Origin of the sequence: Clostridioides sp. ZZV14-6154 (assembly GCF_020657785.1) — a bacterium.
Taxonomy (GTDB): domain Bacteria; phylum Bacillota; class Clostridia; order Peptostreptococcales; family Peptostreptococcaceae; genus Clostridioides.
In genome coordinates this window covers 1-15,375 of the sequence record NZ_JAGWCY010000012.1, presented here as the reverse complement: position 1 = coordinate 15,375, position 15,375 = coordinate 1, and the positions used below count along the sequence as shown (strand labels likewise).

Annotated in this window: 18 protein-coding genes; 1 reads left to right on the top strand and 17 read right to left on the bottom strand. The window is 28.2% G+C overall.

Translation table 11 applies throughout. The features are described 5' to 3' along the window. Positions 1–54: 54 nt before the first annotated feature. On the top strand, positions 55–381 hold the full coding sequence (locus tag KGF45_RS16985; protein WP_227828621.1) for a winged helix-turn-helix transcriptional regulator: 327 nt from the start codon (positions 55–57) through the stop codon (positions 379–381). Positions 382–498: 117 nt separating this feature from the next. Here the strand turns inward: KGF45_RS16985 and KGF45_RS16980 are convergent, their stop codons facing one another. From KGF45_RS16980 to KGF45_RS16900, 17 genes are all read right to left on the bottom strand, one after another. Next, positions 499–2,301, bottom strand: coding sequence for a glycerophosphodiester phosphodiesterase (locus KGF45_RS16980; RefSeq protein ID WP_227842925.1), 1,803 nt, complete (start codon positions 2,299–2,301; stop codon positions 499–501). A gap of 206 nt (positions 2,302–2,507) precedes the next feature. Beyond that, positions 2,508–2,957, bottom strand: a complete 450-nt coding sequence (locus KGF45_RS16975) for an acetyltransferase (RefSeq protein WP_227839115.1) — start codon at positions 2,955–2,957, stop codon at positions 2,508–2,510. A gap of 168 nt (positions 2,958–3,125) precedes the next feature. Further along, positions 3,126–3,539, bottom strand: coding sequence for a YmaF family protein (locus tag KGF45_RS16970; protein ID WP_227842924.1), 414 nt, complete (start codon positions 3,537–3,539; stop codon positions 3,126–3,128). Between the two features lie 116 nt (positions 3,540–3,655). Continuing rightward, the gene (locus tag KGF45_RS16965; RefSeq protein WP_227842923.1) at positions 3,656–4,522 is read right to left on the bottom strand and encodes a pentapeptide repeat-containing protein; all 867 of its coding nucleotides are present in this window, start codon (positions 4,520–4,522) and stop codon (positions 3,656–3,658) included. An 86-nt stretch (positions 4,523–4,608) separates the two neighbouring features. Continuing rightward, complete coding sequence (locus tag KGF45_RS16960) at positions 4,609–4,830, bottom strand: DUF116 domain-containing protein (protein ID WP_227842922.1); 222 nt, start codon at positions 4,828–4,830, stop codon at positions 4,609–4,611. 130 nt (positions 4,831–4,960) lie between these two features. Next, on the bottom strand, positions 4,961–5,383 hold the full coding sequence (locus tag KGF45_RS16955; RefSeq protein WP_227828615.1) for a hypothetical protein: 423 nt from the start codon (positions 5,381–5,383) through the stop codon (positions 4,961–4,963). 574 nt (positions 5,384–5,957) lie between these two features. After that, positions 5,958–6,197 (bottom strand): hypothetical protein, encoded by a 240-nt coding sequence (locus KGF45_RS16950; protein WP_227828614.1) that lies wholly within the window; start codon positions 6,195–6,197, stop codon positions 5,958–5,960. A gap of 100 nt (positions 6,198–6,297) precedes the next feature. Continuing rightward, positions 6,298–6,642, bottom strand: coding sequence for a zinc ribbon domain-containing protein YjdM (locus KGF45_RS16945; RefSeq protein WP_227828613.1), 345 nt, complete (start codon positions 6,640–6,642; stop codon positions 6,298–6,300). Between the two features lie 996 nt (positions 6,643–7,638). Then, positions 7,639–7,764 carry a hypothetical protein gene (locus KGF45_RS20210; RefSeq protein ID WP_255612776.1) on the bottom strand — a complete coding sequence of 42 codons (126 nt, stop codon included), beginning with the start codon at positions 7,762–7,764 and terminating at the stop codon, positions 7,639–7,641. A 52-nt stretch (positions 7,765–7,816) separates the two neighbouring features. Further along, a complete protein-coding gene (locus tag KGF45_RS16940) occupies positions 7,817–8,251 on the bottom strand; it encodes a helix-turn-helix domain-containing protein (protein WP_227842921.1) in 435 nt (144 codons plus the stop codon). A 337-nt stretch (positions 8,252–8,588) separates the two neighbouring features. Then, positions 8,589–9,221 carry a ketohydroxyglutarate aldolase gene (locus KGF45_RS16935; RefSeq protein WP_227839122.1) on the bottom strand — a complete coding sequence of 211 codons (633 nt, stop codon included), beginning with the start codon at positions 9,219–9,221 and terminating at the stop codon, positions 8,589–8,591. A gap of 106 nt (positions 9,222–9,327) precedes the next feature. Continuing rightward, positions 9,328–10,224: a 4-hydroxy-tetrahydrodipicolinate synthase gene (gene dapA / locus KGF45_RS16930; RefSeq protein WP_227842933.1), complete on the bottom strand. Its 897-nt coding sequence runs from the start codon at positions 10,222–10,224 to the stop codon at positions 9,328–9,330. A 4-nt stretch (positions 10,225–10,228) separates the two neighbouring features. Continuing rightward, a complete protein-coding gene (locus KGF45_RS16925; protein WP_227828610.1) occupies positions 10,229–10,831 on the bottom strand; it encodes an SIS domain-containing protein in 603 nt (200 codons plus the stop codon). Between the two features lie 63 nt (positions 10,832–10,894). Then, a complete protein-coding gene (locus KGF45_RS16920) occupies positions 10,895–12,166 on the bottom strand; it encodes a PTS ascorbate transporter subunit IIC (RefSeq protein WP_227842920.1) in 1,272 nt (423 codons plus the stop codon). 27 nt (positions 12,167–12,193) lie between these two features. Then, on the bottom strand, positions 12,194–12,481 hold the full coding sequence (locus KGF45_RS16915; protein ID WP_227828608.1) for a PTS sugar transporter subunit IIB: 288 nt from the start codon (positions 12,479–12,481) through the stop codon (positions 12,194–12,196). Between the two features lie 15 nt (positions 12,482–12,496). Next, a complete protein-coding gene (locus KGF45_RS16910; protein ID WP_227842919.1) occupies positions 12,497–14,578 on the bottom strand; it encodes a BglG family transcription antiterminator in 2,082 nt (693 codons plus the stop codon). Positions 14,579–15,227: 649 nt separating this feature from the next. After that, positions 15,228–15,375: transposase (locus tag KGF45_RS16900; RefSeq protein WP_227842932.1), on the bottom strand; the 148-nt coding region annotated here is incomplete at its 5' end.

Genomic DNA, 15,375 nt, shown 5'->3' with positions numbered 1-15,375 from the left:
CTAAAATGATATAATACTTTAAAGAGGATTATTAAAGAAAGGATGTTATGATTTATGAAAAAAGATTTACCTGAATGTCCTGTAGAGATTACTTTACAACTCATCAGTAATCGATGGAAGGTATTAATTATACGAGAACTATTAGATGGTACTAAAAGGTTTGGTGAAATCAAAAAATCTATTGGAAACATAACTCAAAAAGTTTTAACATCAAACTTAAGGTCTATGGAAGAAAGTGATTTAGTAACTAGAAAAGTTTATCCAGAAGTTCCTCCAAAGGTAGAATATACCCTAACGGAAACTGGTTATAGTCTTGAACCAGTTCTAAATTCAATGCATGAATGGGGAAATGATTACAGACATAAAGTTATTAACAAATAAAAATAACCGTATCGCTTCACTATGATACGGTTATTTAAAATATTGTAAAATAAATATATTATTTTACAATTTGCACATTTTTAGTCTAATATACTTCAATTATATCTTTATAAGAATCTACCTAAATAAATAATTAGCTACTCTATTTATAAATCCATTTTTCTGCCAATAAATTACATCATCTACTAAAAATGGATTATCTGTAATTATACTATCTACATTTAAATTAATCATTTTTTTCATTAATTTACTACTATTAATAGTCCATACAAAAACTTGTTTTCCTTTTTGATGTATGTTATCTACTACTTTTTTGTTTATAAATGTGGACTCTATTCCATATATATCAACATAGTCCCAGTCATAAAAATTCCCATATGCAACTGCTGTTAAATAACAAGTTACCATATTGGGATTTAATTTTTTAACCCTCTTTAATACATTTTTATTCATTGATGCTACAACACATTGACTATCTAGTCTATTTGATTTAATTAGCTCTAATACTCTTTTTTCTACATCAGTTTTTTCATGACCATTAAACTTTATTTCTATTAGCAATTTTATTTTCCCCTTAGAATACTTCATTGCCTCATCAAGAGTTGGTATTTTCTCTCCAGCAAAATCTGACCTAAAATGACTTCCTGCATCATATGTCTTAATTTCATCATAATCTACTTCCCAAACATTTTTATCTACACCAGTGACTCTTTCAAAATTAGAATCATGAAATAAAATCAACTCTTCATCTTTAGTTTCTTGAACATCAATTTCAGCATATTCAGCTTGAGTTATAAAGGTTTCTTTAAATGCTGCTATAGTGTTTTCTGGAGCAACCAACGCTGAAACCCTGTGAGCCGTTGCTGTTGTGTTATAAAAAAATGAAGTATTAAATAAAATATCATTGTTTAAAGAGTACATCATTGACTCAATATGTAGGACAAATAAAATTACTACTATTTTCAAAGTAACTTTTAATACTGCCCCTATTGAGTTTTTTTGTTTTTCTAGATTCTTTTTATAGACACGAATGTCATTATATTCATAATAAAATGCAGAAATAAATCCAGTACTAATTATAAATATAGCTATTGATGAAATAAATGCTGCATAATCATTAAACATAATACATCTACTAATAAATATATCTTTTAAAAAGTTTGCATTGGTGTAATTTTTAGTCCATATTCCTATCAATATAATAATAACATGATAAATTATATACCCTATGACAGTAACTATTAGAGACAATCCTAAAGAATAAAGTATTAATTTTATTGCTTTTCCTTTTGTAAGGCTAGCACTTTTATTTCTTGCTTCTTTAAAACTATTTGTATTTAGAGTTACTTCATGTATACTAAAAATCCACCTAATAACTGATACATATAATATTAAAATTAAAACTATATAAATTATATTTAGAACAATATTAGAACTTATATAATCCAATATATATTCAGGAAGTTTTATTTTCCCTATAAAACCTGAGGTTAAGGCTATATTCGTTAATGGAACTATTAGTAATACAAACACAAATAATAATATATTTTTAGGATTCAATATGTTTATAGATTTTTTTAAGGATAATTTAATAAGTTTAAACAAAGTAATTTTTTCAAAAATTCGTGATTTATCAAAACAAATAATTACTGAAGTAAATTCAAAAAACATATAAAATGCCAATATTATAATTGACAGTATAGCTAATATTATTGATAGAGGATTCGTTAATATTTCTCCTATGTTATCAGTACTTAAATACACTATATTTGCACTTTTCATAGAACTACTTAATACAAATTTAATTGATGGTAATATAATCAACAAAGCTAATCCTTTATGAAATAACTCAAATAGAATTAATGTACTCCAGTTATATTTCACCAATTTTATAAAATTATTTAAAATTCTCTTTTTCATGATATCCCCTTAATCTTTTTATTATATTTTAACCTGTAAATAACTTAAATATATATTATCTTTTAATAATTTATAATTTAATATCTTACAAATTATTCTATTTACGACTATTCACAAATAAAAAAAGCACTTTCTTCTTCTTAAAAAAGTGCTTTCTACTATTAACTTGTATTTGCTTATATATTTAATATAGTACTAAATCTATACTAACCTAGTTTCATATGTAATATTGGATATGGATTCCCTTGCCCATCTATTTCAGACCTATCAAACTCTTTAAACCCTAAGTGAGTATAAAATCCCACTGCTTTTTTATTTTGTTCATTTACATCAACATATTTTATATTGTATTTATTTATGGCATATAATATTAGTTTTTTTCCAATACCATTACTCCTATATTCACCTTTTATAAATAACATTTCAATTTTATCTTTATCTATTCCCATAAAGGCTTTAATCATATTATCATCTTTTACACAAACCATAGTTTCTACTTGTGTCAAACCAATTTTAACTAATGGCTTCAAAGATTCAATATCTTTTTCTATTAAAAAATCATGTGTTGCTCTTACTGATGATTCCCAAACTTGTAACATCTCTTGAAATTCTTTTGCACTTCTTTGTTTCATTTCAAAAACTATTTCAGAACTCATAATAATCTCCTCTCCATAATTAATATTCTTTTTTATCAAAGATAGAAATTATAAAGGACTATGAAAGTTAATATCATAGTCCTCATTAAATTTAAATATTATCTCTAATACACTTTTATAATTTACATACTTACATTTAATAAATTTACTACAATAATTTACCTTAGTTTATACTAAAGGTGCTTCTATTTGAGTAGTAAAAAGGAATTTATGGCAGTGGCCATCATTAACAGTAGTATTTCCACATACTAAGTGAACATGCTTATTAGTTCCTGGTATATTAATTGCTGGACCTGTTGTAACACATATCTTGTGGAAATGGTCAAGAAAATCTACATTATCATTTATTTTATGAACATGATTTGTTCCACCATTTATTGGTATAACTTCACCTGTAACTCCTGCAGCACGATGATTATGTCTATCGTCACATTCTTCTGCTAATTTAACACTTTCTGAGTATTCATGAACATGTGTCATTTCTTCATAGTCATTATAACACTTATTACATTTATTACATTTATTATATTTATAATCCTCATACATATAATCTTTTTCACATTTACAATTTTGATAACTCATTTTTATATCTCTCCTATTATATTATATATTAAGAAATTCCTCTAAAGAACCTCTAATATATACTATGAACTGGAGTCAAAAAAGTTCATATTTTGTAAAGTTATGTAATAATTTAATTATTTATCCCAGTATTTAGGACGTACTAGTATCTCTGGTAACTTTGTATTAGAATCTCCCTTTGCAGTATTAATCTGTAATTGTGTAAGGAATACACTATTTTTAAGATTTGCTCCTCTAATATCGCAGTCTCTTAAATCTGCTCCTATCAAATTAGCACCACTTAAATCTGTCTCCCTTAGATTAGCTGCTATAAGAAATTTACCTTTTAAATCTGCTCCTATTAAATTTGTTTTTCTAAGGTCAGCTCCTATTAAATCCATACTTTTACTTAATTTTTTCTTATTTTTAAAATTGGAACTCTTTACAAAAGATTTGACTTTTTCTAATACAGAGTCACTAGCCTGTGACAATAATGAATTAACCTTTGCTCGATGTGATATTATATCTAAATCTATTAGTTGTTCTGGACTCATATTAGTTATCTTATCAGTTTCTTCAATTATTAGATTAAGTTTTTCTTTGGTTGCATCAGATATATCTAATGTAGATGCTTCTTTAAGATACCATAACATTTCATGTAACTGCCTCATAACTAAAAATACTTCAAACATCTGGTTTGCTAACTCTGGCTCTTGTATCCAGTTTTTTCCTTTGTATGTTACTTGAGCTACCTTTTGACCTGAACCAAAGCAATCATATGTAGTACAACCTCTAAATCCTTGCCTTCTAAGATTTTTATGTACAGAACATTTAAAATCTGATTGTAAGTTAGTACATGGTTTACCTGATTCCTTATTAACAGGAAAGTCTTCTGAAGCAGAGAAATAAAGGGCCACACAACAAAGTCCAAAACACTTTTCACAGTCAATTTTTAAACTTTCAAATAGTTGATTATTATATTTATCTTTATGTATAGCTTTCATATCTATTCTCCTTTTGTTTTTGCATTTTATAAATTAATATTTATTAATAAGTCATTTTTAAACTATTTGTACAAAATTACTTCTTCTTAATTATAAGTTAAAGTGTCCTTTATTCCAATAGTATACAGTAATCTATCAACGTTAATATCTGTAACAATACCTTTTTCATGCCAATGATTTTTGCATCCACAATAATCTAATACTACACATTGAGGAACAAATCCAAAATTTTTCACTTTCCATCCTCCAGATATAAGGTTAAGTACGCATGCTACACCAATTATACCTACATCCTCAACATCTACCATTTGTTTTGTAAAAGCAGTCTTTTTTCTTTTGCATTCAAAAATTCTTCTCTATAGCACCTATTAATTATTTCAGCTCCAACCATATTTTTAACCTCTTGACTTCTTGATTAAATTCTCCTGTAGCTGATAACTAATCAATTAGTTTTCTAAAGTTTTTCAGTGTTAAATCTATATTATTTCTATACTCTTTATTCAAAAATATCGTTGCTAAAATTCCTCTACAAAAATCTGCTGTTCTTTTTAGATTGTTTTTTTCCCTTAATTTGGATAGTTTTATAAGCATACTTTTCGGTATTTTCTTTAATGTTATTGATTTATTTATATATATTTTCCATAATAAACCTAAGACTAATAGTTCAAGTACATATTCTATATTACTTCTTACACATTCTATCTCATTTTGATATATAAACGCTCTAAATTCTTCTGTATATATACCAGTAGATTTGGAAACTTTATCTATTACTTGATTGGTAAAAAGTGATACATCTTTATAATATTTATTAGAACTTTCCTCTCTTTCGCATAACGAATAAATTACTATCTCTCTCATATAACCCTACTATATGTTAGATTTGATTATACTTCTAACATACATTTATTTTTTATTTTAGACTTAACCTATATCCTAAAATATCTTTAAATATTTTGATTATTTTTTAGTAAATAACTCCTTAGTCAATATTAGCTATATTTTAAAATTTATTAAAAATATGGTTATAATTTTTTATTTTAATGAATTTAAAATAAAGTAATTTTTTGAAGATACTTAGTTCTAGTATATTAGGATTTTCTTATTTATATTTATCTTATCACATCTTAATAAAAGTAATTGCTCTTTTCCACGCCTGATTATAATTTTGTTTATAATATAATTTTATGTTACATTTTTAAATTGTATTATTTTAAATTTTGCCTTGATTTTTATCTACATATCTTATACATACAATATCTTATAAATCCAGATAAAAGCGATAATAGTATATTAAGGAGGACAGGTAAAATATTTAGAACCCCCATTGAAAAATAATCTATTACACTCACACAAGAAAATATATAAATTATCCTTTAAAAATCTATAAGCTAAATTTGCCACAAAAAAAGAAAGAAATACTAAGATTTCTTTCTTAACCAATAATATATTCTAGTAATGTACCTTTTTCTATATGCTTATCCATTTCTAATCTTTCATTTGGGTCAAATGTTATCCATAACTTTACTTCACCATTTTTATCACATCCAGCTACTGCTTCTCCATCTTCACTATCTTCACAGCATCTGTACACTATAGGTACTACTTTTTTCATTTCTTCCATTACTTTATTTACATAGTAATCTTGTTTTTCACCTTTTAAAAAATAACACATAAGCTACCCTCCTAATGAATTTTCACTACATTAAAATCTTAAATTTATATCTGTACAATAGCTATATAGATTATTTCATAAATACCACAAATTTTTTATACTATGCTTTTTTGACAACAGAAGACTTTAGTTTCATAGCTCCAAAACCATCTATTTTACATTCTATATCATGCCCATCAGATGGGTCATGAATTAAACGTATACTTTTTGCTTTTGTTCCTATCTTTATAGAGGATGAACTTCCTTTTACTTTAAGGTCTTTTATTACTGTTACAGCATCTCCATCATTTAACACATTTCCATTTGCATCTTTAATAATGTCTGTATCTTCTTCTGCATCTAATCCTAATGTCCACTCATGAGAGCATTCTGGACAAACTAGAAGCGTTCCATCTTCATAAGTATATTCTGAATTACATTTCGGGCAATTTGGCAAATTTTCCATATTTATATGTCCTCCATTTATTATTTTTAATTTTATTTTTAAATATATAAAATTTCTTTTGAGCCTATATGATACCACATTATACTTATATTGACAAATACAGCCCTATACTTAGAAAAGTAAATATCTCTTTTTAATACTTACCTATTGTAGTTAAGTTTATAAAAGAAAAAACAGTCAATCTGTCATACTCAACCGCTTTTAAAAATAAAATTTATTTTTTATCAATCAATATTTCAATATCATTACAGGATTGCTCTAATTCATTTACACTTAGATAATATTGTAAATAGAATTGTCTAATTGCTTCTTCTGATGGCTTAGTATAAATTTTTTCACTTCCTAATACAATTTTTTATAAAATACAATCCAACGAAGATATACTTCTTTGTCCAGCTCGAATGCTAAAGGTGTGGCTATTGTTGATTTACCTAATGCTATAACTTCAAAATTTATTGACATTATTACAAAACTTCAATTTGTAAAGTTGATTTCTTTTAATTTAGGCACTAGGTTTGATTTATTGCAAACAAAACTTGATTCATTTTATACATAGGATAGAATTTATTGTTTCTTAACCATAATTTTCTGATATTTATCTAAAATTTGCCTTCTTTTAATGAAATTATATCATAACTTGAACTTTAAATCAGTCCTTTTCTAAATAGAAAAAATAAGATAAAACCATTGAAATTATGTACAAAATAATAGAAAATCATATACATTTAAATATACTATTTACAGTGTTTTGTAGTAACTCTACAAGTCCGATTGACCATTGCTATTTTTATTTTTTTGATTCTATATTTATGTTATATACTATACACATAAATACTGTATCTATTACTTATAATATAGTTCTCTGTTATACTTTTAAAAGTACTTTCTTCACTAAAAAATAACCACATAAGTAATTATCTTATATGGTCTATGTTAATTATTCATTATTATAAAGTTTTATTTTTAAATATCCTACAGTAGATATACTAAAATTGTTTAAATAAATTTAATAAAATACTTTTCTCCCTGGCTCAATTTATAATCATTTAATATAGCATAAGAAAATAATCCTAATCTAATCCTGTTATCTATTAATGCCTTAAAAATTTCTATTGGACTCATTTCATATACCTCATCTTGCAAATCTATAGGTTTAACCTTTTTAAAATTTAACTTATTCTATCTCTTTTTTTATATATTCCAGTATATAGCTAATTCCCATACCTATAAAACTACCAACTACCCCCCACATAAAATTATCTGTAATGAATCCAATTGATATACCAATTATAAAACCACCTATAATTAAATTATCTGATGGGTCATTTTCTTCCTCATTTTTATCATAATCTGTGATATTATCAGTAGGTAATTTACTTGGTACAATCGTATATTCAACTTCAGTTTTATTTTCATTAACTATCAAATCATCTAAAGTTACATTAAATAGATTTCTTAATAATATTAGATTTTCTATATCTGGATATGTTTTATTAGATTCCCATTTTGATATAGCTTGCCTAGATACATTTAGCATTTCAGCAAGTTGTTCTTGTGATAAATTTCTTTCTTTTCTTAGTCTTTTTAAATTTTCCCCCAAGTTCAACATAATCACCTCATCTCAATTTAAATTATATTTATCTATTGGTTTATTCACAAGACTTATATGGTTGCATCTTGTTAACTATTAGTTGCATTGCTGGATTTATCTACATTTCAAATAATAAAATTATAAATAATAAACCGTATCACTTACTTGTAATATGGTTATCTGTTACACCTATTAGGATATTTTATTTTCTATGTATTGTTTTATAAAATCTAGTAGAGCACCTCCTACAGTGAGGAAGAGGAATTTCTCCTTGTATATTAAAAATAAGCTACTCTACATAAAAAAGAAAGCTGTTACACATCAATTTATAATTGTTCATGCAACAGCTCCAACTTTAAGCTTCTCTTGTATTTTTAATTATTTCACGAATCTTTCTAGCATTTTCAGCAATATCTTCAACGCTACCTTTGGTTAATAACCCACCAAACCCACACACATCAACACCATTTTCCAACCATATATGTAAGTTATCAAGAGTAATTCCACCACTTGCCAATATCGGCATATCAGGTATTGGTGTCTTGAATACCTTCACTAGTTTAGGTCCATAGAAATCTGATATTGGAAAAGCTTTGATAAAGGTAGCCCCTAAACTCAATGCATCTACTGCTTCTGTCAATGATGTACACCCTGGTGCGTAAGGAATTTGATATCTATTACAAGTTTTTGCTACACCTTCATTGTAATTCGGTGCAATAATGAACTGAGCTCCATGTAAAATGGCATGACGAGCTGTTTCGCTATCCAAAACTGTTCCTGCTCCTACACAAAGTACTTTACCATACTTCTTGCTAAGCCCTTGAATAATTTCGCCAGCATTATTCAAGGTATAACTCATTTCTATAACTGGTACTCCACCTTTAATACAGCCTTCAGCAATCTCACATGCACGCTCAAGTGTTTCCGCCCTTACAATTGCTAGAGCTCCACATTCTACCATTTTTTTGGTTATATTCATCTTTTTCATATCGTTCACCTCTGTATTCATTAAAGCGTTTTAATCTCTATTTAATTTATTAATATTGCTTATAAGGCATATATTCTCTACACATTAACATGATTGCCTGCTCTATTTATAACACTTTATTAAACGTTGATCTATAATTTTCAACTACTTGCTTAATTTCTTCAAGTACTTCTCCAGTCGGCTCAGTTACAGGAAGTCGTGCAGTTCCAACATTAATTCCATTTAAGACAACAGTTTTCTTTATAACAGATGGGATAGTCCCAAATTTTAGGATACGACGAAGTTCTTCAATACTATTTTGAGCTTTTTGAGCTGCTTTTAAATCACCCTTGATAAAGTTATCATAAATAGCAATATCAATCTCTGTTAGAAAATTTGCTGTGGCTGCTACAGCACCTTGCCCACCAGATTTCAAGGTATCAAGAATAAGGGAATCTGAACCTGAAAATACACTGAAGTCTTCATTCCTAGTTATTTCAATATAAGCTTTTATATTATCAAGCTTACCACTACTATCCTTTATTCCAACAATATTCTTTACCTTAGATAATTCATATACTGACTCAGGTTCAATATTAATTCCTGTCTTACCTGGCATGTTATACATCATAATTGGTAAGTTAACTGCCTTAGCAATAGCTTTATAGTGTAAAATTAATTCCTGTTGTGTTGGTGCCACAAAGTATGGCGTAATAATCGATAATGCACTTGCACCTATGCCTTCCATTCTCTTAGATAAATTTATAACTTCACGAGTTGAATTGCCACCAGTACCAACAAAAACTGGTACACGATTATTAGTATGATTGATAACAATTTTTGCAAATTCAACCTTTTCATCATCTGTAAGTACATGGCATTCACCATTAGTTCCTAAAATAAATAATCCATAGATTCCTCTATCAATTAGATAATCAATCAACTCACATGTTGCATGTGGATTGATATTTTGATTTTCATCAAATGGCGTTATCATTGCACATATAATACCTTTGTATTTCATAAAATTACATTCCCTCTCTAATAGACTTTCCAAGACTTCCTCCTGGATGCCACTTCAAATACTGCTGTGCATCAAGACCTTTAGCGTACTGAAGTGCAACACTTAATGATTGTAATACTATAGTTTCAGCAAGAATTGACGCACGAGGAGCCTTATTAAGGCAATCTCCTTCCTGTTTAACACCTGCAAATAAGAATATATCAGAAGAATTTTTTAAGTATGAATCAACATTGCCACTTACACCAATTATTTTTGCTCCATTTGCTTTTAATGTTTCAACAGTTGCTTTTAATTCTTTAGTTTCACCACTATTAGATATTGCAATAACAACGTCACCCTCAAGTACTTGACCACTTGACCCATGTACTGCTTCTGTACCATGCAATATATATGCTGGTGTCCCAGTTGAAGAAAGTAATGAGGAAATATATCCTGATACATGGCCTGGCTTACCAATACCAGTTACATGCACACGTCCATGATTCCTTTCTGCTTCGAAAATTAAATCACGTGCTTTGTTTATAGATACTTCATCTATTGAAGCAATGAACGTCGCAACTTCATTAGATAGATTCTCTAGAAATACAGGTAATGTATTTTCTACCATAGATTTATCCTCCTTAAAATTATAATGGTAATACCTATTGTCCTTGTATAATATTAATATGTCTTAGATAGGTTTTATAAATTGTAAAATATTATGTAATATTGAACCAACCACGTTATAATCAATGTTAGGGAAGGTTGCACCTTCTATACCAAGTGTCCCATAAACTGGATATAGTATAACTGGTAAGAATGCAAGAAATAATCCTACAACGAATGAGCCGACAATAGCTCCTCTCCATCCACCTGATGCATTACCAAATACCGCAGCTGTACCACCTGAAAAGAAACATATATGAGCGGCTGGAATAATTACTACAGGGAATATATTAGGAAGTGATGCCATAATAACAATTGCTAATAGACCAGCCACATATGCTGAAATAAATCCAATAATAACTGCATTTGGTGCGTATGGAAATACTGTTGGTACATCTAATGCAGGACGTGAACCTGGAATATATTTTTCTGAAATAATTACGAATGCTGCAGTTATTTCAGCCAAGAACATACGAACACCTGACATTAATATTGACATACCAGCTACGAATGTAAATGCTTCTATAAGAGGGAACACCAACCAGTGTGTTGAGCCAGCAAGTTCCTGAGTAAATGCGTGACCAGCTTTTAATGTTGCTACATAGAATAAGATTAGCATAACTATAGACAGACCCATTAAGAAATCTCTGAATATTGATAACCACTTAGGAAATTTAATCGTTTCTGTTGTTTCTTCTTTATGCTTTGAAAATAAACGACCAATATAACCTGATAAACCATAGCCAATCATGTTGAAGTGACCAATAGCTTGTTCATCCCCACCTGTTAGTTCACGCATAAATGGCTGACAGAATTGAGGTAATGCAGCAGACATAAATCCTAAGATAGTACCACCTACTAAAATAGTAATTGTATTATCGAATCCATGTGCTTTCATAATCAAAACTAATACACAAGAAAAGAATAAACTATGACCTGTTGTAAAGAAAATATTTTTGAATCTTGTAATACGTGCAAAAACTAAGTTTAATATGAATCCAAGAATCAATGTACATGAAACCGCAAAACCATATGTACCTTGTGCAAGTGCAGTAGCTGCTTCTGGTGAAGCTATAACACCTGTAATTCCAAAACCTTGTTGGAATAATTTATTGAAGTTCTGTAATGCTCCAGTCATAGCTGAAGCACCAATACCAAATATCAAGAAACCTATAAGTGTTTTTGAAGCTCCAGTAAATACTTCAACAGCTGGTTTCTTTTGAAGAATCAATCCTATAAATGCAACTACACCAAGTAAAACAGCTGGTGTACTCAATAAACTAATAATAAACTCCATAAATAGCCCTCCTTATTCTATTAAATTTTATTTTTCTTTGGATGCAAGAAATTTTTCTAATGCCGTTTTAATTTCATTACGGTCAACAATGTTGTGAATTCCAATTATATCAAATTTCAAATCTTTATTTTTTAACTCTTCAGCAACATCAATTAATGTTTCTACAGCATCTCCATTGAATCCATTTAATGAGTCTAATGAACCATGCTCTACTTCAATTGGAAAATTATTTTCCTTAATAATTTGTTGAGTCTTTATTTTTAACATCAAACTTGAGCCAACTCCTGCTCTACATGCGATTAAAATTTTATACATAATTAAATCCCCCTTTTATAATTCGTGTTTTTTTATAAAATCAATAATTTCATTGGCTTCCTTAGCATTATCTAAAACTCTAAAGAATTCCTCTTCTTCCAATAATTCAACTAACTCAGACATAGCACGTAAATGACTATTATTATCTATTGCACTTAAGCAAAATACATATTTTACAGGGTCATTATCATCATTTCCAAACTCAATAGGATTTTCTAAAGTAGCAATCCCTATTGCAATTTCTTTTGACCCTGCTTCTGGCCTAGCATGTGGAAGCGCCACATGTTTTGTAATTACTATGTATGGTCCAGATGCCTTTGCTGAGTTAACCATAGCATCGACATAGTCTTCAGTTACTTTATTATTTTCAACTAAGACAGAAGCTGACTGTCTAATAGCCTCCTCCCAATCTTTAGCTTTTATCCTTAGTTTTATTAGTGTTTCATTAGTAATGTCACTTAGCATAGGTCCTTCTCCTTCCTTAGACGTAAAATTTTCTATCTGTATAAAATAAGCTAATAACTCACTTGAAAGCATACTCTCAGAAGTTACTTTTGCATATTTTTTTATTATATCCATAACCTCATCTATTTTAGGTTGCCTTAAAAAAATATCACCCAATTGAATGTACACTTCACGTGTAACCTTATATTTTTCTTTTGGGGTCATAACAGGATTAACTTTAATTACTGGAACGTCTGTTTTTAAACCCTCTGCCTTATAATTAGTAGTAAACACAATGTCTACAGATTCACTGATATTTCCCAACTCAGAGGATTCTAATATTGGTAGAAAATGCAAATCAGGGAACAAGCTTGTAAGTTCTGCATGTAAAATAGCTGAACTACCAACACCATTTGAACAAACTATCAATGCTCTCCTTTTTCTAGGTCCATCAAACTCTTTTTTATCTGAGAAAAGGGTTGCAAAATGCATAGTTAAATATGCTAATTCCTCTTCTTGAATGTCTTCTCCAAATAGCCCACAAAACTCTTTCATTGCATTACTCACAATTCTGTAAACTAATCTATATTCTTCTTTTACCTTTTCACAAATTGGATTATAAATAGGCAATTTAAATAAAAGTCTGTAATAGGCTGGTCTAAAATGAGAATATAGTCTCTTAAATATTTTTTCTTGGCTTATATAATAAACTCCACTTAAATATCCAAACTTTGTCATCATTTTATTTACAATTTTTGAAATAACAGCTCTATCTTCTGTATCTTCTTCATCATTTCCTACTGATATACCTAAAATCCAAGCACTAATATACATTATATTATGAGATTTTATCTTCTCTTTACTCTCATATACTTCTAATAGTTCCCTAGCAAATTTGTATTCCTTCATCGAACTCATGACTGCAATATTAGGAATATCTATATTTTCTTGAATAACTATTCTATTTGAATACATTCTTGCTTTTAGAAAGATAAAGATATATATGAACTCTATTAATCTATCTTCAACAAAAGTAATTTCATATTTTTTTACAAGCGTTAATATAATTTTTTTAGCTTCTTCAAAACTATCTAACTTATACTCTTCAATAAAAATATCAAATACTCTTGAACTTTTCTCATTAGATAGCGTTTCTATAATGTTTTTAATAAGTACTCTTCTAATTTCCATCTCATTCCCGACTAAGTAATATCCGTTTATACGATTGTTCTTAACTTTAATGTTCTTTTTCTCAAGCTCTGGTATCAAATCTTTAAAATCAAGATTTACAGTAGACCTACTTACTTTTATAGAATCTATAAAATGATTAATTGAAATATCCTCCATATTAATAAAAAGCATTAAATACATATATAAAAGTCTTTCTGTTTTGCTAAAGTAGTAAGTATTCTTAGAATAGTTTTTTTCTAGGATTTCTTTAATTGCATCTTTTGTATCTTTTTTAACAATAATATCTTTATCAGCTCTTAAATATATAAGTGGTACTTTTTTTACTTTAAGTATGTCATTGATTTTATTTATTCTATAAGTAATTTGCCTTTTTGATGCATTAGATTCTTCTTGTAGTTCATCAGCTGTAATCAATGTGCTATTTAATAAAATCTGAAGAATTGATACAATTTCTTTGTCCACTTCTATTAATCCCTACTTTCTTATTAAGATTAGTCTTTATATTATCGCTGGATTTTCATCACCTCCACAATATTTATTTTATTTGATAATTTTAGCCTTTTCAATTTCATTTAAGTCTAACTTTTGTTTTAGATTAAGACAAAAATTAAACTTATCTAAAATACAAACTATAATACAAGTATATATTCTATACATAAAATACATAAAATACATAAAAAAAGAGTTTCTTAAATAAAGGAACTCAAGAAAAATTAGATTTAAAGAAATAAAAATCACATCAATTTTACATAAATTATTACACCTAAAATGGCACATCAATTCAAATTAATGTGCCTTATTTAGCTAAATTTTCTTTCTTATATAGTAGTCTATACTTATCTATTTCATTCTTTTAAGTGTTTCTTCTAAAGAAATACACTCTGCATATCTTCCATTCCATATAAATTCATTGTAGTATTTATATGATTGTTCTGCTGACATAAATGAATTGCCAACAGTTGTATTTGCATAAGCTGGAACTATTATAGTGAACTACCATCCACTTAACTACCTACAGTAATGTTTGAAGTGGTGGCTTCTTGGTCAAGATAACTATTGTTATCAGTATCTCCAAGCTATTAGGCTAGTTCCTAACCCTTATGATTACCATTTATATGGCTAAGTTTAGTAAATTGATACTTGCATTGATATCTCTATCGTGGAATGCTCCACACTCTGGACATTCCCATTCTCTTAGTCCTAAGTTCTTCACTAATGGATTTTTATATCCACATTTAGAACATAATTGACTAGATGCG